Raw genomic sequence first — 20,083 nt, forward strand, 5'->3', positions numbered from 1 at the left:
GTTCAAGCCTCTATTGCGGCTCCTGTGGTTTGGCTTCGGTGGCAGCGGGTGATTCCGGGTAGCTAATGAAAGGATCGGTCTGCATCTCGGCATCTGGAGCGCTGGGCAAAGAGAGGCGCAGTTGGGAGTTGAGGCTGGTTGAGGACCGGAGCGGATGATCAAACAAACTGGATGCCTGTTCCATATATTGCAATAGCGTCTTTTGCAACTCGCCTTTCGCGACTTCGGCCTGCCCGCGCTTTACCTGAATCGGCAAAAATTCCAGCTCCATCATGTGCTCTTTCAAGCTGACTTTGAGCGCAACTGTGTCATAGTTACCGGCAGGTTTGTCGTTGTATTCATCCACTGAACTGCCGAGCGAATAAACAATGGGTCTTCCGTTGTAGATTTCAGCTCCTTGCGTGACGTTGGCATCATAGCCCACCACCAGATCAGCTCCTTGATCGATTGCTGCATGGGCAAGTTTTACCTGCCACTCTTCTGGGTAGGCCCGCAGCTCACGATTCCAGTTCAGGCTGACGACAATCCAATCCACCTGATCCCGAATGGCCTTGATGTCTTCCTCCATTTGTTGACTGACGCCGACATTAATCCCAGCCGTGCCCGCACTCACAGGCCGAGTCGCAGAATCAGAATAGCCCAAGTAGGCAATCCGCTGCCCCTTGACATCAAAAATCTGCGGACGCCGGGCCGATGGCAAATCCTCTCCTGCACCAACAGCATGGATTCCGTTTTGCTTCAGCAGCTCAAGCGTCTGGGTGAGTGGGTCTATCCCCTCTACAACCACGGCATTACTAGCAACATTGACTACATCTATGCCGTTAGCCAGCAACTCTTGGGGCATCAGCGGTTTGCTCTTACGCCTGAGTCGGCTGGCATCCTCAGTTGCAGCCTGCTCTGCCTCCGCCTCAGAACCGTCGGAATTTTCGGTTGCGTACTTGGCTCGCTCAATTTCGCTATCGCTGCCGGTCAAACCATCTGTCGTGTCGTCTTCTGGTAAACCCGTTAGTACCATTTCGTCGGTTGGGGCAAGGCCATCATCCTCTGGATTGGCTCTCATGTTAGGCTCAGCATCAGGCTCAGCATCAGCAGACAATGCCTCACTCTCTTCAGTAGCTTTCGGGAGTGACTCGGCTTGGCTGGTTTGTCCTTCAGTCTGACTTTTTTGCTCAGCGGGCTGCTCCGATGCCGTTGGGCCAAGTGGATTGTTTAAATTTGTCACAATCATGTCGGCTAACCGATAGCTTTCGATCGTTGTCACGAGCGGAACTGGGCTGGGGCTAACTGGAGCGGGGGTGAGTTGGCTAGTGGGGACACGAGTCAGGGTGGCGCTGTTGGTAAAAATCAAGCTCACGGTTGGGTCATCGGGATTCAATACAGGTTGTTGAATCACCGGAATCCGCTCGGAGGAGGTTTTCACCGACCCGGTTAGCACCGCACTAGAACGCAGCATCCGGGTTAAGGTTGCTTTAGACTGCTGGAAGGCGCTGGGGTTGGCATAGTATCCGGCTAGCTCAAAGCTACAGCCCAACAAGAAAGCCGCAACGGCAGAGCCACCCAGCATCACAGCACGAGTTGCTGGCTTTTGCTGCATAAACCAGTGAATTGAGCGGTCGGTCAGTTCCAGGGCGGTGGTCTGTAAGTTGCTCAAGCTGAATTTAATCTGCGTCGCTGATGGCCCAGATTTCTGTCCAGTTTTTTGCCCAGGTTTCTGCCAAAAGCGGGAAATGCTGGTCCAATGGGTGGGTAAGCAGCGGAACCGCAAGCCAAGTTGGGAACTGCGATCCGAACCAGCCGGTTGGGGAGCATGTTCAGAACTTGCCGTAGGAGTAGATGTTGTCGGGGCCTGAGCCGATTGGGGGAACGCATAGACATTCCCAGTTGATTGCTGTCGATTTTGTCGCTCCGAGGGGGGAATAATCCGGGCTGACTTCTGCCAAAGAATTTGGGGAGATCCCACCATCTGAGCCGTAATCTGCACCCGCTGAATCGCTGGAGAATCCAGCTTACAGAGCCGGTGGCAAATAAAACGCACCAACCGATCTCCATCGGGAACCTGACGACAGACCACCCGCAGCAGCAGACCGTCAGATGGATGGGTCTCCACCTGAGCACAAATTCCCTGGGGAACCAAGTAGCGATTCAACCAAAACGCAATGGCGCGGGAATTGCCTGACTGGGCCAGTTTGATTACAGAAGCTTGCCAGGTACTGTCTAAATTGGTCATTCACTTCACTCCTCTCGGCTCACAAGCTGCTCTGCTGAAATAAGGCTTCTATGTTCTAAGCCAAAAATCATTTGTCAAAGATAACCCAAGCAATTCATTTTGGCTTACTCAAAGAAAAATGCAGCCTGAATCAATGGAAAAATGCCACTTGTAGGACTGGGCCAGTGACCTTTCTCACATGAGGAGAAATTCTAGATCACATCATTCGATCGATCTCAATCAATCTAAGCTGCAAACCGATCAACAACAATTGAGGAGTAGATCTTGCTCAGGGTTCATCATTGCCATGTCGCGCTCCATGATCAACCGCCTTGTCCAATCCGCTTTCCAGACTGGCTACCTCAGTGTTGAGTCTGAAGGTTTGATTCGCCAGGTGATTGCCGTGCGTGGCTATCAAACAGCTGATTTATCTGTGCTAGAAGAACTTCATCAAGCAATTTATAGCGGCCAAATCAAGCGGGAAGCCAGCGAATCCGTCAGCTTTTTCACCATGCCTCGCCCGTAGGATTGGGGTCAGTCGAACTGACGCCAGGAATTATTGAACGACTGAACTAAAGGATCAGGAAACAGAAATTATCCTATGGTTAGGGTATGCCTTATCTCAAGGTTGACCTAGCGCATCCTAACCGAAGTTTTCTATGACCCCGGATCCCCGTTTCCCAGCTTCACCAGACGATTCGACATCAGGAAATCCAGCTCAGTTGCGTCGCTCAGCGGCCAATTCAATTTCTGCGGATGCCAACGGTGCAAAATCATCCTCGATGGACACTAGCTCGTCTACTCGCATGCCAGTCCAACCCGTTGAGCGTTCCGTTTCGCCAGCTCAGCTTTCCCCTCAAGACGATTTTGCCGCGAGTAGTTCTGTTCAACCCTATGCGCCACGTTTGGCACCCCAGCGGCAACCGCTTCCAGTGACGCTACTGATCTTATTGGCCCTGGTTTTAATGCTGGTTGGGCTAACGGTTGACAATTTTTGGATGGGATTGGCGGGCGCAGGTGTGGCGATGCTGCTGTCGCTGCAAATTCTTTGGGTGACGGGATCTAGAGCAATCAACGAATTGCTCTCGGTTCAAGAAAGACGAATTATTGTCAGCATTCTCGGTGTGACCCTGGCTGGAATTGGCTTGCTGCGCCTGAGCGGTTGGGGAAACCGGTTTTTGCCTTGGTACCAGAATCTCAACTGGGAGGCCATCGGAGCCTTAGGCGAGGTGTTTGGTGCGGTTGGGCAGATCTTGATTGCAATCCTGGCGGTGTATATTGCATGGCGTCAGTACGTTATCTCTAAAGATCTGACGATTCAACAAAACATCATTACGCAACAGCAAACGATCGACTCCTACTTCCAGGGCATCTCAGAGCTAGTGCTGGATGAAGAAGGATTGCTCGAAGACTGGCCCCAAGAACGGGCGGTTGCAGAAGGACGGACGGCGGCCATTCTTAGCAGCATTGATGCGAGTGGTAAAGCCAAAGTGCTGCGGTTTTTGTCGCGCTCTCGTCTACTGACTCCGCTGAAGCGCGATCGGCGGCTGGGGCGGGCCATTCTCGACGGAACGGGCGGCTATGCCGAAGACCGCAACTATGGGGTGCGGGTGATTGATCTAGGTGTAATGCTAGCTGGTACCGACCTATCGGGCACCGACCTGCGTTGGACTGATTTAAGCGACATTAACTTGATTCGGGCTAATTTGCGCAACTGTGACCTGGTCAAAACCAATTTTGCTCGCACAATCTTATGTGAGGCAAGTCTGGCTGGCTCAGATATGATGGGTACCCGTCTGTTCTATGGTCCTGTAGCGACGGCCTCACCCCGCACCAGAGCCGACATTCCAGACTACACGACTGGTGCTCACACTGGGGCTGTGATTGAAGGAGCTGATTTGACCGGCGTGCAGCGACTGTCAGAGGAGCAACGCTATTACTGCTGTGCTTGGGGCGGTTCAGCAACTCGAGCTACAATTCCCGGCGGCTGTGACGGCATTCCCAATTTACTAGAACGGTAGGTTAAACCGAGGATTGAGGCCGCGTTCCCATTGCGTGTTCCCATTGCCCTAGCAATTTTGCTCGTCAATGGACCTAGCAACCGGCATGTTTCCTACTTCTAACTCCTCGATGAATCTCCCTAACTGCGGCCTGCTCCAGACTCTGCAAATCCCACAAATTGCTGAATTAGTTTCCTGATTTTTACGGAAGCCTAACGGCTTGAGCGAACTTTCAACTTAGGGGTTTTGACCAATTTCGTCATCCCGGTCGATTTGCCATACTTTGTCTCAGTTGCACCTGAACGACTGCACCCGAACGATTGCACCTGAACGATTGCACCTAAATTAATTGGCATCCGCTCAAACCTTCCGTTGCTTTCTCACATTTACCAGCCCATATGAATTCAGCCTATTTAGACCAGTTGCGAGCTTGCTGCCGGGACCAAGCTGCTTTTGAGCAAATGCAGCAACTCCTAGCTCTTGCCTGTGACCAATCTGCTCCTGAGCCGAGTAATTTGCTTGACCAGTCTAGAGCTGCATTTCAAGCGGTTGCTAAGATCCGCCAAAGTCTAGACCTGGATACTACCGTTCAAACTGCCGTTGAGGAAGTACGGCAACTGCTAAAAGCTGATCGGGCTGCCATTTTTCGGTTTGATCCAGCCCTGACTGGAGGAGAATTTATTGCTGAATCGGTTTTGCCGCAATTTCCATCAATTTTGGCGGCCAGGGTGCAACATTATTGCTTTGGCGAACTTGATGCCATTTCGCTTCAATCGGGTCAAGTTGATGCCATTGCTGATATTCATACGGCTGGGTTACGGATAGGCCCGATTGATGATTTCGCTCGATTTCAAGTTCGGGCCAGTCTAACCGTACCGCTGCTGCAAGATCACCCTTGGGGATTGCTCTGTCTCCATCAGTGTGCAACGGCGCGAGTATGGCAGCCGCAGGAAATTGAATTGGTGACCCAAATTTCCACCCAGCTCGCGGTTGCCCTGCAACAATCAGAACTGTTCGTCCAAACCCAGCAGCAAGCTCAGGCATTCGCAGTCGCATTTCACCAACTTCAACCTCGCCATATGCAGCAAGCCAAGCTGTCTAGTCTGGGGCGACTGATGGCAGGTCTGACCGAGGAGATTAATCATCCGGCTGGCTTCATCTGTAGCAGTCTCAGCCATGCCAATCAGTATGCTCAGCAATTGCTCGAACTCGTGGAATTGTACCAGCAGGAACATACCACTCCCAGTCCGGCTTTACAGCAAGCGCTAGAAACACTAGACCTCAACTTTATTGCAGAAGATTTTCCCAAACTGCTGGCTGCTATGCAATTAGGAGGTGAGCGAATTCGTCAAATGGTTCTGGCACTGCAGCGCTTTTCCAGTCCCGATGCTCCACGGATGCAACCTACTAATCTGCATGAAGGCATCGACAATACGCTGTTGATTCTGCAACATCGGCTCAAGCCTCGCTCCAGTTGCCGTGGCATCCAGGTGGTTTGCGAATACGGAGACGTGCCGCCCGTTGAGTGCTATCCCAATCAAATTAATCAGGTTTTTCTGTATCTGATTAGTAATGCGATCGACGCTCTAGAAGAAAAACAGCTAGCTGAGCAAAACAACGAGCAAAACCAAAATAACGATTTAATACAGTCTTCAGCTTATCGACCGCAGATGACAATTCGCACGCTGCAAATTCCCGATCCACAGGGTGGGAATCCGAGGGTGATTATTTGCATTGCCGACAACGGTGGCGGCATTCCTGATGTAGTCCAAGACAAGTTATTTGAGCCGTTTTCTACCACTAAATCTGTTGAAGGCAATCAAAGCAGCGGTTTAGGGTTATTCATCAGCCGCGATATTGTTGTCAATATACATGGTGGTGACCTGCAATGCTATTCCCAATTGGGGGTAGGCAGCGAATTCTGGATTGAGTTACCCGTGAAGCAAACTGGCGGTTCTAATCTTTCCCACCGTTGGTCAGTTGCGAGTGGTCGTTCCCATAGATACGCGATTACCTGGAACAAGCCAATCACTATCCATCCTGTCGCCCAGTTTCTCTCCGACCAACTTCAAGACCGCGATGTTCTAGTATAGAAGGCATGGAATTTTGGCTAGGGTGTGCAATTTGGGGTTATAAGGACTGGGTGGGAGATCTGTTTCCACCGGGTAGTCGAGCAGCTGATTTTTTGCATCTTTACAGCCGTCGGTTCACTGCGGTTGAAGGCAATACCACCTTCTACTCGATTCCCGATGCCGAAACGGTTCGCCGCTGGGCTGCTGCCACCCCTGAAGGCTTCAAATTCTGTCCTAAATTGTCTAAAACTTTGACACATCAAGGCTTACTGGCTCCCACAATTGCGGAGACTATCGCTTTTCTAGAGCGAATGCAGGGGTTGGGGGATCGGCTTGGGGTGGTGTTTGCTCAACTGCCGCCTAGCTACAGTCCAGATGCCTTTGATGACTTGCAAACTTTTCTGGCCGCTATGCCCCGGGATCAGGTGAATCTAGCCGTCGAGGTGCGTCATTTGAACTGGTTTGAGGCTGAGCCTAATGAGCGGTTGAATCAGCTATTGACATCCTTGGGAGTGGGGCGCGTCCTGCTGGATACTCGTCCAATTTACACCTGCCCTGACGATCCCCAAATCGCCTCTGAGCGCCGCAAGCCCAAGGTACCACTCCAGCCTGTCAGCACCGCGCCGTTTAACCTGGTTCGCTTTATCAGCCATCCGGAATCGCAGTATAATCAGCCGTTCTTGCAGGAGTGGAGTCAGCAAATTGGGCAGTGGCTGCAGCAAAATCAGCAGGTGTATTTTTTCGTTCATTGTCCAGTCGAGCAGCGTTCACCCGGTACAGCTCGTCATTTTCAGCATTTGCTGGAACAGGAGCCGGTTCCCGTCCCGTCATTACCTTGGGACAGGCTGGAAACAAATTCGCCTCTGGTAACTCAGCTCAGTCTGTTTTAGAATCAACGACTAATTGCCATTCATTTGCCGCTGATTATCTGCAGATATCACTGGGTTGATAATCACTTTGGACCAGCTTGAATCTGCACCTAGAATAGTGCAATTAATGACCCATCCTCGTTCCCCTACACCCATAGAAGCTGAATGACCGCCGTACCTTCATCCCGTCCATCGCTCCAACGCCTCAATCGGTTTGACCGCCAGCTCTGGAACCGATTTATCAAAATTGCTCAGCCGTACTGGTTTCCCATGTCTCCCCACAGCGGCAAGCTGTTCTTTGTTTTGCTGATGTCGCTGATTGTGTTTTTGTTTGGGTTGCTGGTTGTGATTGTCAGTGCAGGCGTGCTGCTGGCTCAGGCTCTGTTTCCTGAATTTATGCAGCAAACAGCTGGTGGATTGGTTGGCCTGATTCAGGCTATTACCAGACCGCCTGCCATCTTTATCGTGGCAGCAACGTTGTTGATTCCAGCCGCTATCTTTTTCCTGATGCGTGGCAAACTGATGCAGCGTTGGCAGCAGTGGCTATTTTTGGGGGGGTTGCTGCTACTGTCCCTGTCGGTCAGCGGCATGAACGTGATCATCAGCTACGTGGGTAATTTCTTTACCACCGCGTTGTCAGAACGAGACCAACCCACATTTTGGCGCTTCTTCTTTGTTTATGCTGGCGTTTTTGTGGTCGCAACTCCCATCAGTGCCTTTTATCCCTATGTTCGAGATTTATTGGGACTGCGGTGGCGGGACTGGATGACCCAAAAATTCCTGGGACAATACTTTCGGAACCGCGCCTATTACGAGATCAATTTTGAAGCAGATATTGACAACCCCGACCAGCGGATTTCTGAAGATATTAAATCGTTTACAGCAACCAGTCTCAGCTTTTTGCTGCTGGTTCTAAGCTCTGTAATTGACGTAGTAGCCTTCACAGGAATCCTTTGGTCTCTTTCGAAGTTCCTGGCTGTTTTTCTGGTCGCCTATGCAATTATCGGTACGCTAGTTGCCACGCTGATCGGTAGACGATTGATTCTACTCAACTTTAACCAACTCAGACGAGAAGCAGACTTCCGTTATGGGTTGGTGCATGTGCGGGACAACGCCGAATCGATTGCTTTTTATCAAGGAGAAGCGAACGAGTTAGGTCAATTGCGTCGTCGGTTTGTTGAAGTACTACGCAACTTCAGCTTTTTGGTAGGCTGGCAGCGAAATCTGGCCTTTTTCCGAGTCCCCTACCGCTATGCCACCTACATTCTGCCATCCGTGATATTAGCGCCCATGTATTTTGCTCAGCAAATTACCTTCGGCGATATCACTCAGGCCGGGTTTGCCTTTAGCCAAATCTTTGACGCTTTTGCTCTGGTTGTGCTGCAAATGAATGAGCTGAGTAGCTTTGCAGCCGGAATTAACCGTCTCGAAACCTTTACCCAAGCGCTGGATGCTCAAGACCAACCTCCACCTCCAGGGCTGAGTGCGATCCACACCCTAGAAGATTCCCATATTGCCTTGGAAGATGTTTCGTTGGCGACGCCGAAAGGGCAACGCATGCTGCTACGTGAAGTATCGTTGAGGTTGCAGCCTGAACAGGGTTTGGTGATTGTTGGTCATAGCGGAGTGGGCAAAAGCTCCTTGCTGCGGGCCATCGCAGGCCTGTGGAACACTGGCACCGGACAGATTGTGCGGCCCGACCTATCGGAAATGCTATTTTTGCCGCAGCGTCCCTACATGGTGCTGGGTACCCTGCGCGATCAACTCCTTTATCCTAATCTTGACAAAGAAACCAGCGACGAACAGCTTCATGCAGCATTAGAGCAAGTAAACCTGGCAGATTTACCGAATCGCGTTGGCGGTTTCGACGTAGAGCTAGACTGGGCTGATGTCTTGTCATTGGGAGAACAGCAGCGCCTCGCCTTTGCCCGTTTGGTTCTGACCAAGCCCCATTATGCCATGCTCGACGAAGCCACCAGCGCCCTCGACTTGGGCAACGAACAGCGGCTCTACCAGAAGCTACGCGGCATGGGCACTACGTTTGTTAGTGTTGGTCATCGAACCAGCTTGCTGAAGTATCACGACTTTGTTTTGGAACTCAGCGGCGACGGCAGCTGGAAACTGACACCAACTCGAGATTATGTGGTGAATGCGGAAGCGTTTGTTTAAAGAGTTTTGAGTTTTGAGTTTTGAGTTTTGAGTTGGGTGGGGATGGAGTTGTTTAAGTTTTGAGTTTTGAGTTTTGAGTTTTGAGTTGGGTGAGGGATGGAGTTGTTTGAGTTTTGAGTTGAGTGGAAAGTAGAATCAAGTGATTAAATCACTCGGTCCTGCGAGGTTGTACAGAATTTTGTGTCAGTTCAACCACGATTTATCTGCGGGCGGGTCAGGCAGCCTAGCGCACAGAAAAACTTACAGACCCTGCTTTTCTGCTGAGTAATTCAACCAAATTAGAGAAGAGCGCGAGTATCTTACTCACCGCCAATTTTCTGCTTGCAACTGTCAGCTCTGGAATGGTTAAATTACCCTACCCTAACTCAATCCATCCCCGACCCAACTCAAAACTCAAAACTCAAAACTCAAAACTTAAACAACTCCATCCCCACCCAACTCAAAACTCAAAACTCCCCTAATCCTGCTCCTGAACAGCTTCTTCTCTTGCCAGCAGCAGTTTCAGACCCATAATTGTAAATCCGGCGGCGGCGATGCCTTTGACCCAGTGCATGGGTAAGAGGTGAGAGATGCCTTCGCCCAAAATCACGCCCAAAAAGCTGGCCAACAAGAGGGCTGCAGCGGTTCCTAGAAATACAGCCCGCAAGGATTTGGAGCTACCACCAAGGGCAATAGCAGCTAATTGACTTTTATCACCCAGTTCTGAGATGAACACCATCACAAAGCTAAGTCCCAGTAGGTGCCAATCCATACGCTTCTCCGGTTACTGCTCTTGACTGCTCTTGGTTTACCGCTACTCTACAGATGAAAAACGTCCCAAACCAACTGAGCTGCTACCAGTAGCAATAGAAGGCCCGCGGATTTTTCCAGCGTTTTGGTCGAGACGCGCTTAGCTAGCCAACAGCCTAACCAAACCCCGATCAGACTGGTAGCGACTAGGGCTGAACCGGCCCCTGCAAATACGATCCAGGGCTGGTGAGATTCTGCCGTCATCAGCAGGGTCGCCATTTGGGTTTTGTCCCCCAACTCGGCCAAAAAGATGGTCAAAAAGGTGGAGCAGAAAATCTTGAGTTCGGCACTGGGTTCTGCTTTGGTCCAACGAGATTGATTTGCTGGAGAGACATCGGCAGAATCAGAATCTAAACTGGACGAGGTGGTGAATTCAGTCAGAATCGGCTCAGCAGCAGTTAATTCGGTTGACGATGGGGAAAGAGCCTCTTCTAGCGTTACCGTTGAGGTTCGAGATATGAGTGAGTGTTCCACGCGCAATTAGGGGATCGGCTTTCATTTTCTTTTCATTATTATCTCCAGGATAGGGTAGAAGCGCAACTGGATATTGCGATTCTCTGACAAGTCGCGTTTCGATGATCATTAGGGAGATGGGCTGAAGGGAACCGTGCTAAATGCCAACTTCTCGATCAAACCGCAGCATCTCTAGGCTGCGATGGCCGTATACTCCTTCTATTTGCTGACGGCAGCAGTCAATTGCAAAGTCGTTCAATTCTTCCGGTTCAACCCCGTAAAGATCGTGAAAAACTTCTGGTTCAACTCGACAGAAGCGGGGGCGGTTGGCATAGATGCGGCATTCACGACTCGCCTGATCAAAATTGATGCACCAGCCATCTTCACCTACCAGGCTGAGATATAACTCTAGCTCTGAGGGCATCAGGTATTCATCCAGATCAGGCCGATCACTCGGATCCAAATGACAGCAAGCCCCACACTGTTTGACACAACGCCACGTCGCCATACAAATTCCTTTTTGTCCATCTGCTACCGGAACTGCCTACCCACTCTTACAAGAATTCAACTAGGACAGCAGGCACCTTGCAACCCTACTCTAGCTTTCTGTCACCGCAGCAGTTTGATTCGATGCCAGTGTCAGTAACCTGTAATCTTGTTGCTGAGATGGGAACCCTTACCAGGTAAAATAAAAGGCGGATATCGCTATCTAGATCACACTTATAAATCGTTTGGGTTAGTTTGGGAGGAGCAATGGACTTCTTAACGAATTTAGTCGGTAGCATTCAGTGGGAAACGATCGCCCAGTTAACCATGCTGGCGCTGATCGTGATTGCAGGACCAGCCGTAATTTTTGTCTTGGCGTTTCGGGGTGGCGATCTGTAGAAACTCGTTGAGCTTTTACAGCGCTTTCACAGCACTGACGTCAACAACTGCACGAGGGGCTGTAGGAAAGAGCTATCCTACTGGCCCCTTTTTGCATTAGCAGATGACATACTGAGAGCTTTTTGCTGGCTTTTTTGAAGACAATCGCTACGTTGGCCCACGATTCATTTAGCTAATGCTAGAATTTATACCGTTTTAATAGCGAGTTTTTTTAGCGAACTGTCCATCACTGGGACAGCACCCTATTTTAATTAGGCTTATTTATTTCTGAGAAAGCACGATCCGTTGTTTTCTGTTCCATGATGTAAGATTTCGATGACAGTCGCGTCGAGGACTTGCCGTGACCCGCTCTGCAACTCTTCCTTTTTCCTTTTCCCTTCCTCCTGTTGAAGACAATAGCCGCCTTCGGTTATTTTCGGGTTCCGCCAATATTCCCCTTGCCCAAGAGGTGGCTCGGTATTTGGGCATGGATTTGGGGCCGATGGTCCGGAAACGATTCGCGGATGGCGAGATTTATATTCAAATCCAAGAGTCCATCCGAGGTTGTGATGTTTACCTGATGCAGCCTACCTGCTTTCCGGTCAACGACCATCTGATGGAGCTGCTGATCATGATCGACGCTTGCCGTCGCGCCTCAGCCCGTCAGATTACGGCGGTCATTCCCTACTATGGCTACGCTAGAGCTGACCGTAAAACCGCAGGCCGCGAATCGATTACGGCCAAACTGGTTGCCAATCTAATTACCGAAGCTGGAGCTGATCGGGTTCTGGCGATGGATTTACACTCCGCTCAGATTCAGGGCTATTTTGACATTCCGTTTGACCATGTCTACGGCTCACCGGTGCTGCTGGATTACTTACTCAGCAAAAACTTGAGCGATATCGTCGTGGTTTCTCCGGATGTGGGTGGTGTAGCTCGTGCCAGAGCCTTTGCCAAAAAGCTAAACGATGCACCGCTTGCCATCATTGATAAACGACGGCAGGCACACAATGTGGCTGAAGTGATGAACGTAATTGGCGATGTAGCTGGCAAAACGGCAGTGCTCGTCGATGACATGATTGATACGGCTGGCACGATTTGCGAAGGCGCTCGGCTGCTGCGTAAAGAAGGCGCACGTCAGGTCTATGCCTGCGCTACTCATGCCGTGTTTTCGCCCCCGGCAGTAGAACGGCTTTCGGCAGGGTTATTTGAGGAAGTGATTGTGACCAACACAATTCCCCTCCCGGAAGAGAAACAGTTCCGGCAGCTCACCATGCTTTCGGTCGCCAATTTGCTAGGTGAAACCATCTGGCGAATTCACGAAGATAGCTCGGTCAGCAGCATGTTTCGCTAAGAGATGCTTCGATTGGTCGGCTGCAGCTGGCCATTAGTTCATCAGCGCCTGGGTCAGGCTACCAATCGAGGCTTCCAGTTGCCCTAACTGCATCAAGACCCTGCTGCGTTCTTGCCAGGTGGCATAATCATTTGGTTTGAGTTTGAGCGCCCGGTTAAAGCTAATAATGGCGGAGCGGAATTGCTTCAGATGAGCCAAGGTTCGGCCCCGATTGCGCCAAGCTTGATATAGATTCGGCTTAAATTTGAGGGCTTGGTCATAGCTCTTGAGTGCAGCTTCATGCCGGCCTATCTGCTCTAGCGCAATGCCTTGGTTGTACCAGACCTGTGGCTGCCGCGGCTCCAGCTTTAGTGCCTGCTGGTAGCTGGCTACTGCCTGCTGATACCGCTTCAATTGCAGTAATGCCGTACCTCGGTCGCTCCAGATCGCGGCGTTATTAGGTCGGAGGGCAGCGGCTTGGTCAAAGCTTTCCACAGCGGCGGCATAGGCTTGAGTCCGCAGTAAGGCAACCGCTCGTAGTAACAGGGCTGGATAGAGGTTGGCTTGCAGGACCAGGGCTTGATCGAAGCTGTGGATCGCCTCGGTGTAATTGGCCTGTTGGAATAGCGCGATACCACGGGTTGTCCAAACCGTCGCCTGCTTCGGATCGAGCTGCAGGGCAATGTCGTAGCTGTGAATAGCTTCTGCTAACCGTTTGGCATAGCGCAAGGCATTCCCTCGCTGCCACCACACCTCCGCCTGCTTAGACTCAAGCGTGAGGGCGCGATCCAGGCTTTCGATGGCTGCGTCGGGCTGGTTGAGCTGCAGCAGAGCTTGGCTACGATAGATCCAAGCTTGGGGATGCTGAGGTGACTGGGTCACGACCTGATCCAAAATTTCTAGCGCAGCAGCGTACTGATTCAGGTTGAGTAACGCCACGCCTTGATGCATCAACGCCTCAATCCGATCGGGATCGATCAAGCCCACCTTTTGAAAACACAGGAGAGCGGCCTGCCACTGCTGGAGTTGTTCCAGGATCAAACCGCGATTGAACCAGGCTTCGCCATGATTGGGCTGGAGAGAGACCACTCGCGCAAAATCCGCTGCCGCCGCTGGCAGTTGGTTTAACCGTAGATAGGCAAAACCGCGACAGTACCAGGCTGAAACCGTCTCAGGTTGGGCCTGAATTACCCGGTCATACCCTGTCAACACAGCTTTACTGATCTCGATAGCCTCAGGTTGCAACTGGAACGCTTGGGCATAGCTGGCAACCGCATCTTCCCAGCGTTCAAGCTGGATCGAAACCGCACCGCGCTCCAGCCAGACCTGAGCATTGTTGGGATCAAGCTGAATCGCCCGATCGAAGCTGACAACAGCAGTTTCGTAACGTTCTAAACGGCTGAGAGACTTACCTCGGTCGAACCAGGCGTCTGCCTTGCCCGGATCGATTTGAATCGCTTGGTCAAAGGCGGTAATCGCCTCCTGATGCTGGTCCAGGGCAGCCAATACACAAGCCCGATTATACCAAGCCTGACTGAGTTGCGGGGTCTGTTCGAGTGCCCGATCAAAGCTGGCCAGCGCCTCATCATAACGTTGGAGCTGTTTCAGGGATACACCTCGATTATTCCAGGCTGGTGCATTGGCTGAATTTCCGGCTAAAGCGCGATCATAGGATGCCACAGCGTCTTCATGGCGGCCCAGTTCAGCCAGCGAATAGCCGCGGTCGTACCACACTTCTAGCTTGTCGGGGTTCAGCTCTAGAGCACGGTCGTAGCTGGTTAAGGCTTCTTCGTGGCGGCCTAATTCTGCCAAAACACAGCCGCGGTTATACCAAGCTTGCGGAAAATTGGACTTGATGCGCAATGCCTGATTGTAGCTTTTGAGGGCTTCTTGCTGGCGTTGCAGTCGTCGCAGGGCTACGCCTCGGTTGTACCAAGTGAGGGCATCTTTGGGGCGTTTTTTCAGGATACGTTCGTAGCCTTTGATCACGTCCTCGTGGCGTCCCAGCCGATCGAGGGCAAAACAGTAAGCCTGTAAAACGGCGCGGTCGTTGGGGTCGAACTTGATGGCCTGAGTGTAGCTGGCAATGGCCTTTTGCCATTCTCCGGCTTCCAGCAGTGCGTCACCCTGATTGCGCCAATAGGTAAAGTTAAGCTGTTGGGATACGGCTCCGGTTAGTTCCTTGGGTTGCGTGTCTTGCAGCGACAGCATCCCGCTCGGACTAATCAGGTTGGGACTAACCGTTTCAACCTCCCGAATCAAAAGTTCCAAATTAGCGGCACTGCTATCTTGATCGAGTTCCATGCTCAAGCTCATTCCTGATCCAATAATCGATATCAGACAAAAATCTAGACAGGCTAGCCAAGCCAGCCAGGGTAGAATAGCCCTTCCCCTACTTCATTCCTACAAGCCGAACCAATCCAATTCAGGGGAATACCTGTGGACTCTGGGTGAAGATTTCTGGAGCCGGGGCATTGGCCTAGCTACCAGTCAACAAAATTTCTGCGGCAAATTTACTCACCTAGATTGAGCTGGGAGTCCTTTTAAGTCATGCTAGTTAGGGCTAGAAACCGTTAGTCGTATCCGCAGACTTAATTCGCAGACTTAATTCGCAGACTTATTGGAGGAAAATTTGTCATGACCGCAGGACTCGATCCCGTCAAGTTGATGAAACAAGAAGTTGGCAGAGCTGCCGCGAACCGAGTGCAGTCTGGCTCAATTGTGGGCTTGGGAACGGGTTCAACCACGGCCTTTGCGATTCAATTTCTGGGAGAGCGGCTCCAATCCGGGGAGCTGAAAGACATTAAAGGCATTCCTACCTCTTTCCAGGCTTCGGTGTTGGCTAAGCAGTATGGCATTCCCCTCACAACTCTGGATGAAATTGACAAAATCGACATCGCCATTGACGGAGCCGATGAAGTGGATCCCAACAAAAACCTGATCAAAGGTGGCGGTGCGGCTCACACCAGAGAAAAAATCGTTGATTCTTTAGCCGATTTGTTTATTGTGGTTGTGGATAGCTCCAAGCTGGTAGAGCGGCTCGGGTCTACCTTTCCCCTGCCCCTAGAAGTATTGCCAGTCGCCATTTCACCTGTGACCAAAGCGGTCGAGAAGCTGGGCGGCACGCCGGAACTGCGGATGGCGGTCAAAAAAGATGGTCCCGTCATCACCGACCAAGGCAACATGATTATTGATGTCAAGTTCGACGCCATCGACAATCCCGCCGAGATGGAGAAAACCCTCAACAACATTCCCGGCGTCCTGGATAACGGCTTGTTCGTCAACGTGGCCGATATTATTCTGGTGGGCGAAGTAAAAGATGGACAGCCGAGCGTAAGGGAGTTTTGAGTTTTGAGCTTTGAGTTTTGAGTTTTACATAATCAGGTTGAGCGCTTAATACAAATATCAAACTAGCGCTCCTTCCACAAAGCTGAGCAGTCTGCCCAACCTCGCTCTTGCAGCAGTTGGAAGTTATGCAATACCAGTTCTTAGTTTTGTTGGCGCAGCCTGTGCATAGCACGTAGTTTTGTTGGCGTAGCCTGTGCGTTTGGCGATAGCCTGCCGTAGGCATAGCACGTAGTTTTAAGTTACGGGACCTACACAATGTCACCTGTTGAGCTTGGTGATCTGTAGCTCAATTAAAGGGAAATGGCATAACTCAAAACTTAAAACTTAAAACTCAAAACTTTCCTCAGGCTGGTTTAGAAAAATGATTGAGGCGGCGCGCAAGCTGTTTGGTTTTGAGGCCGTACTCAATCGCTTCTAGGACTCGGACTACGCCGGTTGTGTTGATCATTTCAGTTGGTTTACCGGCTCGCTGAGCGGCATGAATCGCCTTGTCGGTAAGTTTGTGGCTGGTATAGCCAGTGAGAATCAAAATCAGATCGGCATTGGCAATGTGGGTCTCGGCCTGTTCGGCGATTTGCGGCCCCGCTTGAGCCGTACACCAAACCAGGTTGACGTTGGCATCTCGCAGGCGATTGCGAATGGCGGTTTCCAGCCGGTCATGACCGCCAAAAATTACGACTTTGCCTTCCAACTGGCCGTAGGGATTGGGGCGTTTTTCGGAACTGCGGTGACGGACGCGGGGCTGCACATCTGGTGCCCGATCGACTCGCGCCCGGTTTTCTAAGGCTTTGTTGTAGATAAAGCTCAGGGTCTGCTCATGGCTGCCGCGTAACCGTGCTACAGGGCCTTCTTCGCTGTAGGTATTGATCTGCGTAATTAGGGTATCGACAACTGCTTCGAGTGCTCCAATCGCCTTCAGGTCGTGCACATAGCCCCGAACGGCAATGGCGGCGTCGGTAGCGCTGAAAAAATCGGTTTGTTCGGCGATCATTTCCAGCAAATCATCTTTGAGAGCCTGTCGCCAGCGGTTGGTTTGTTCGGCGAGTCGCTCATCGAGCAGCCGTTCTTCGTTGAGGATCATCTGCCGATCAATTACTTGGGCCGCCAACACTGGGGCATTGGCTAACCGCTGCCGCAGGTCTTCGGCTTTTTCCTCTAGCTTGCGGCGGGTTACGCTCTCAGCGAAATCATCGGCGGTCAACTGCTGAAGCATGACCTCAACCTGTTCGAGCAACGGTTCGAGGCGCTGTTTAATCTTGCTAATTTCCTCCTGGATTTGGGCTTCTCGCTGTTGTTGCAGCCGCTTCTCTTCTAACTCGATTTTGGCTAGTGATAACAAATCTTGAATTGAATTTTCCAACTCATCGAGTTCTGAGATATCCATACAGGTTCACAAAAGCAAGGTTCAGTAAGCGAGCTGACCTATTCTAAAACGCGGCTTGACGACAATTCGATCCCAATTGTGATTTCGAGAAAGATTAGCTACCTTTATTATTGCCAGTTTTATCAGAGTTGCGTGCTGCCTGAGCCAACTTAGGCTAGTTTCAACTAGTTCAGGCCGACGCCCATTGGAGCTGACGCCATCGGAATTGTCACCCTTCATCTCCTCAAGTTATGCAATATCGCAGATTTGGACGCACAGAGCTATCCATGCCCGTGTTTTCCTGTGGCGGCATGCGCTACCAATACAAATGGCAAGATGTCCCCTTGCAGCAAATTCCAGCCGATAATCAGGCCAATCTCGAAGCCACAATTCGGCGAGCGCTGGAGCTGGGTATCACCCATATCGAAACGGCTAGAGGCTACGGCACCTCCGAGCTTCAGCTCGGCCAAATTTTGCCCCAATTGCCGCGAGAAAAGCTGATCGTCCAGACCAAAGTTGCTCCCACTGCCGATCCAAACGAATTTCGCCGCACCGTCGAACAATCGCTGCGAAACCTGAAGTTAGAGTACGTAGACTTACTCGGTTTGCATGGAATCAACACCCCTGAGCTGTTGGAATATAGCCTGTGTCCGGGGGGCTGCTTGGATGTGGCCCGCCAACTGCAAGCCCAGGGTAAAGTGCGCCATGTCGGATTTTCCACCCATGCGCCCACTCAGGTGATTGTGCAAGCGATCGAAACGGGCCGGTTTGATTACGTCAATTTGCACTGGTACTTCATTAACCAATTCAACTGGCCAGCCATTCAAGCCGCGACTCGCCACGATATGGGTGTTTTCATTATCAGCCCCTCCAACAAAGGTGGATTGCTCTACCAACCTTCGCAGCGCTTGATTGACCTCTGTGCACCCCTCAGCCCAATGGTGTTTAACGATTTGTTTTGCCTCAGCCACTCCGAAGTGCATACCCTGAGCATAGGAGCCGCTCGACCGCAGGATTTCGATGAGCACCTGAAGACCCTGGAGCTGCTCGATCAAGCCAATCAGATCCTGCCGCCCATCATCCAGCGTTTAGAGCAAGCTGCGATTGACCGCCTGGGTCAAGAATGGCTTGAAACCTGGCATCTGGGTTTGCCACAGCCAGAGGACACACCCGGCCAGATCAACATTCCCGTGATTCTGTGGTTACGAAATCTGGCCCTCGCCTATGATCTGATTGACTACGGTAAGATGCGCTATAACCTGTTAGGCCATGCAGACCACTGGTTCCCGGGCAACAAAGCGACTCAAGTCCAGCAGTTCGATCTGCGCCAGTGTCTTGCCAACAGCCCCCACGCTGACAAAATTCCCCAGTGTTTGCGAGAAGCTGACCAACTGCTAGGGGGTGAAGCCGTGAAGCGATTGTCCCAATCAGACTGAGACTAGCAGAGCAAAATTGCAATCAGATGTGACAGAAAGATCAGTAGAACCGAGGAGCGAATAAATCGCGACTCATTACGTCTGATGTTCATCGCCATGTTTACAGCATCTGCTCACAGCATTACCTGCGTAGCTCATCTTTACTGGTTCAGTTCGCCTCAGTTCGGCTCAGTTTTGCCTTGTGTGACAGCCATAGTGTAAAATTGCGTCTTGCCTAGTTCTGTTTTAACCGATTCGAGCTGTTAGATTTAGGAAATTAGGCGCATGGCACCTGGCGCTCTAGGCAGATGGGCCAGAATTAGGTTAGACGTGGTAACAGTTGGACGTGATGACGTAAGTTTGGAGGTTAGGTTTAGCATGAGGCAGCGGGGCGTAACAGTTTGGTTCACGGGCTTGAGCGGGGCAGGAAAAACGACGATTTGTCAGGCAGTAGAGGAAAAGCTACGCTCTGGCGGCTATCAGCTTGAGGTGCTCGATGGCGATATTGTGCGGGAAAACCTCACCAAGGGCTTGGGATTTAGTAAGGAAGACCGGGACGAAAACATCCGCCGCATCGGGTTTGTGGCCCATTTACTTACCCGCAATGGTGTGATTGTGCTGGTATCTGCTATTTCTCCCTACCGGGCCGTGCGCGAAGAAGTGCGGCAAAAGATTGGCGACTTTGTGGAAGTCTATGTCAGCACTCCGCTAGAAGTCTGTGAAGAACGGGATGTCAAGGGTCTCTACAAGCGAGCTAGAGCTGGTCAGATCAAGCAGTTTACCGGCATCGACGACCCCTATGAATCTCCCCTCAATCCAGAAGTAAACTGCCAAACTCAGCAGGAAACAATTGAAGAGAGCACAGCGAAGGTGCTGGCCTGCCTAGAGCAGCTCGGCTATTTGGTGGCCTCTCCTACACTGCAAAACGTATAGAACAAAATTGCGAAATTGACAAAACTGCTTGGCTCCCCTCCAATCGAGTGGGAGTTTTTTCGATTCGTGGAGAACGAAGCTGTGAGTTTTTGATACTTTGCAGTGTAGACATCGACAACCCTGCAAAGAAGGTATTAGGTGATGCAGAATAAATAAGATTATTGATTTTGACCAAAACAAAGTTGTGACCATAGATATCTATGGTTTGCAATATGCCCTACGGCAATTAGCTCACGCTTACTGCTTGGCCAAGCAAACTTTATCTTCAA

16 protein-coding genes are annotated in these 20,083 nt (G+C 51.1%); 10 read left to right on the plus strand and 6 right to left on the minus strand.

Features of this window, described 5'->3' with window-relative positions; all coding sequences use genetic code 11:
• Window positions 1-10 precede the first annotated feature (10 nt).
• Window positions 11-2,227: a CapA family protein gene (locus tag HJG54_RS16710; protein ID WP_316430098.1), complete on the minus strand. Its 2,217-nt coding sequence runs from the start codon at window positions 2,225-2,227 to the stop codon at window positions 11-13.
• 286 nt (window positions 2,228-2,513) lie between these two features.
• On the opposite strand from HJG54_RS16710, the gene HJG54_RS16715 reads away from it, so the two are divergent.
• From HJG54_RS16715 to HJG54_RS16735, 5 genes are all read left to right on the plus strand, one after another.
• Window positions 2,514-2,732, plus strand: coding sequence for a hypothetical protein (locus HJG54_RS16715; RefSeq protein WP_316430100.1), 219 nt, complete (start codon window positions 2,514-2,516; stop codon window positions 2,730-2,732).
• Between the two features lie 133 nt (window positions 2,733-2,865).
• Window positions 2,866-4,227, plus strand: coding sequence for a pentapeptide repeat-containing protein (locus tag HJG54_RS16720; protein WP_316430102.1), 1,362 nt, complete (start codon window positions 2,866-2,868; stop codon window positions 4,225-4,227).
• Between the two features lie 377 nt (window positions 4,228-4,604).
• Complete coding sequence (locus HJG54_RS16725; protein WP_316430103.1) at window positions 4,605-6,299, plus strand: sensor histidine kinase; 1,695 nt, start codon at window positions 4,605-4,607, stop codon at window positions 6,297-6,299.
• 5 nt (window positions 6,300-6,304) lie between these two features.
• Entirely contained in the window at window positions 6,305-7,168 is an 864-nt protein-coding gene (locus HJG54_RS16730) for a DUF72 domain-containing protein (protein WP_316430104.1), read from the plus strand.
• A gap of 144 nt (window positions 7,169-7,312) precedes the next feature.
• Window positions 7,313-9,316 carry an ABC transporter ATP-binding protein/permease gene (locus HJG54_RS16735; RefSeq protein ID WP_316430105.1) on the plus strand — a complete coding sequence of 668 codons (2,004 nt, stop codon included), beginning with the start codon at window positions 7,313-7,315 and terminating at the stop codon, window positions 9,314-9,316.
• Between the two features lie 457 nt (window positions 9,317-9,773).
• On the opposite strand, the gene HJG54_RS16740 is transcribed toward HJG54_RS16735, so the two are convergent.
• The 3 genes from HJG54_RS16740 to HJG54_RS16750 form a co-directional block, all read right to left on the minus strand.
• Window positions 9,774-10,067 (minus strand): TMEM165/GDT1 family protein, encoded by a 294-nt coding sequence (locus HJG54_RS16740; protein WP_316430106.1) that lies wholly within the window; start codon window positions 10,065-10,067, stop codon window positions 9,774-9,776.
• A gap of 47 nt (window positions 10,068-10,114) precedes the next feature.
• A complete protein-coding gene (locus HJG54_RS16745) occupies window positions 10,115-10,579 on the minus strand; it encodes a TMEM165/GDT1 family protein (protein ID WP_316430107.1) in 465 nt (154 codons plus the stop codon).
• A 136-nt stretch (window positions 10,580-10,715) separates the two neighbouring features.
• Window positions 10,716-11,066: a YkgJ family cysteine cluster protein gene (locus tag HJG54_RS16750; RefSeq protein WP_035996726.1), complete on the minus strand. Its 351-nt coding sequence runs from the start codon at window positions 11,064-11,066 to the stop codon at window positions 10,716-10,718.
• Window positions 11,067-11,311: 245 nt separating this feature from the next.
• Between HJG54_RS16750 and psb30 the strand changes: the two genes are divergently transcribed.
• The gene (psb30, locus tag HJG54_RS16755) at window positions 11,312-11,443 is read left to right on the plus strand and encodes a photosystem II reaction center protein Ycf12/Psb30 (protein ID WP_035996723.1); all 132 of its coding nucleotides are present in this window, start codon (window positions 11,312-11,314) and stop codon (window positions 11,441-11,443) included.
• 340 nt (window positions 11,444-11,783) lie between these two features.
• Window positions 11,784-12,776, plus strand: a complete 993-nt coding sequence (locus tag HJG54_RS16760) for a ribose-phosphate pyrophosphokinase (protein WP_035996720.1) — start codon at window positions 11,784-11,786, stop codon at window positions 12,774-12,776.
• Window positions 12,777-12,809: 33 nt separating this feature from the next.
• Here the strand turns inward: HJG54_RS16760 and HJG54_RS16765 are convergent, their stop codons facing one another.
• On the minus strand, window positions 12,810-15,059 hold the full coding sequence (locus HJG54_RS16765) for a tetratricopeptide repeat protein (protein ID WP_316430109.1): 2,250 nt from the start codon (window positions 15,057-15,059) through the stop codon (window positions 12,810-12,812).
• Window positions 15,060-15,392: 333 nt separating this feature from the next.
• Between HJG54_RS16765 and rpiA the strand changes: the two genes are divergently transcribed.
• Window positions 15,393-16,103, plus strand: coding sequence for a ribose-5-phosphate isomerase RpiA (gene rpiA / locus HJG54_RS16770; RefSeq protein WP_316430111.1), 711 nt, complete (start codon window positions 15,393-15,395; stop codon window positions 16,101-16,103).
• Window positions 16,104-16,446: 343 nt separating this feature from the next.
• Here the strand turns inward: rpiA and HJG54_RS16775 are convergent, their stop codons facing one another.
• Window positions 16,447-17,487, minus strand: coding sequence for a DUF2325 domain-containing protein (locus HJG54_RS16775; protein WP_035996712.1), 1,041 nt, complete (start codon window positions 17,485-17,487; stop codon window positions 16,447-16,449).
• Window positions 17,488-17,717: 230 nt separating this feature from the next.
• Between HJG54_RS16775 and HJG54_RS16780 the strand changes: the two genes are divergently transcribed.
• Together HJG54_RS16780 and cysC are read left to right on the plus strand one after the other, a co-directional pair.
• Window positions 17,718-18,902, plus strand: coding sequence for an aldo/keto reductase (locus HJG54_RS16780; RefSeq protein ID WP_316430112.1), 1,185 nt, complete (start codon window positions 17,718-17,720; stop codon window positions 18,900-18,902).
• 357 nt (window positions 18,903-19,259) lie between these two features.
• A complete protein-coding gene (gene cysC / locus HJG54_RS16785) occupies window positions 19,260-19,814 on the plus strand; it encodes an adenylyl-sulfate kinase (protein WP_316430113.1) in 555 nt (184 codons plus the stop codon).
• Window positions 19,815-20,083: the final 269 nt, after the last annotated feature.

The organism is Leptolyngbya sp. NK1-12 (assembly GCF_032598965.1).
GTDB lineage: Bacteria > Cyanobacteriota > Cyanobacteriia > Elainellales > Elainellaceae > Elainella.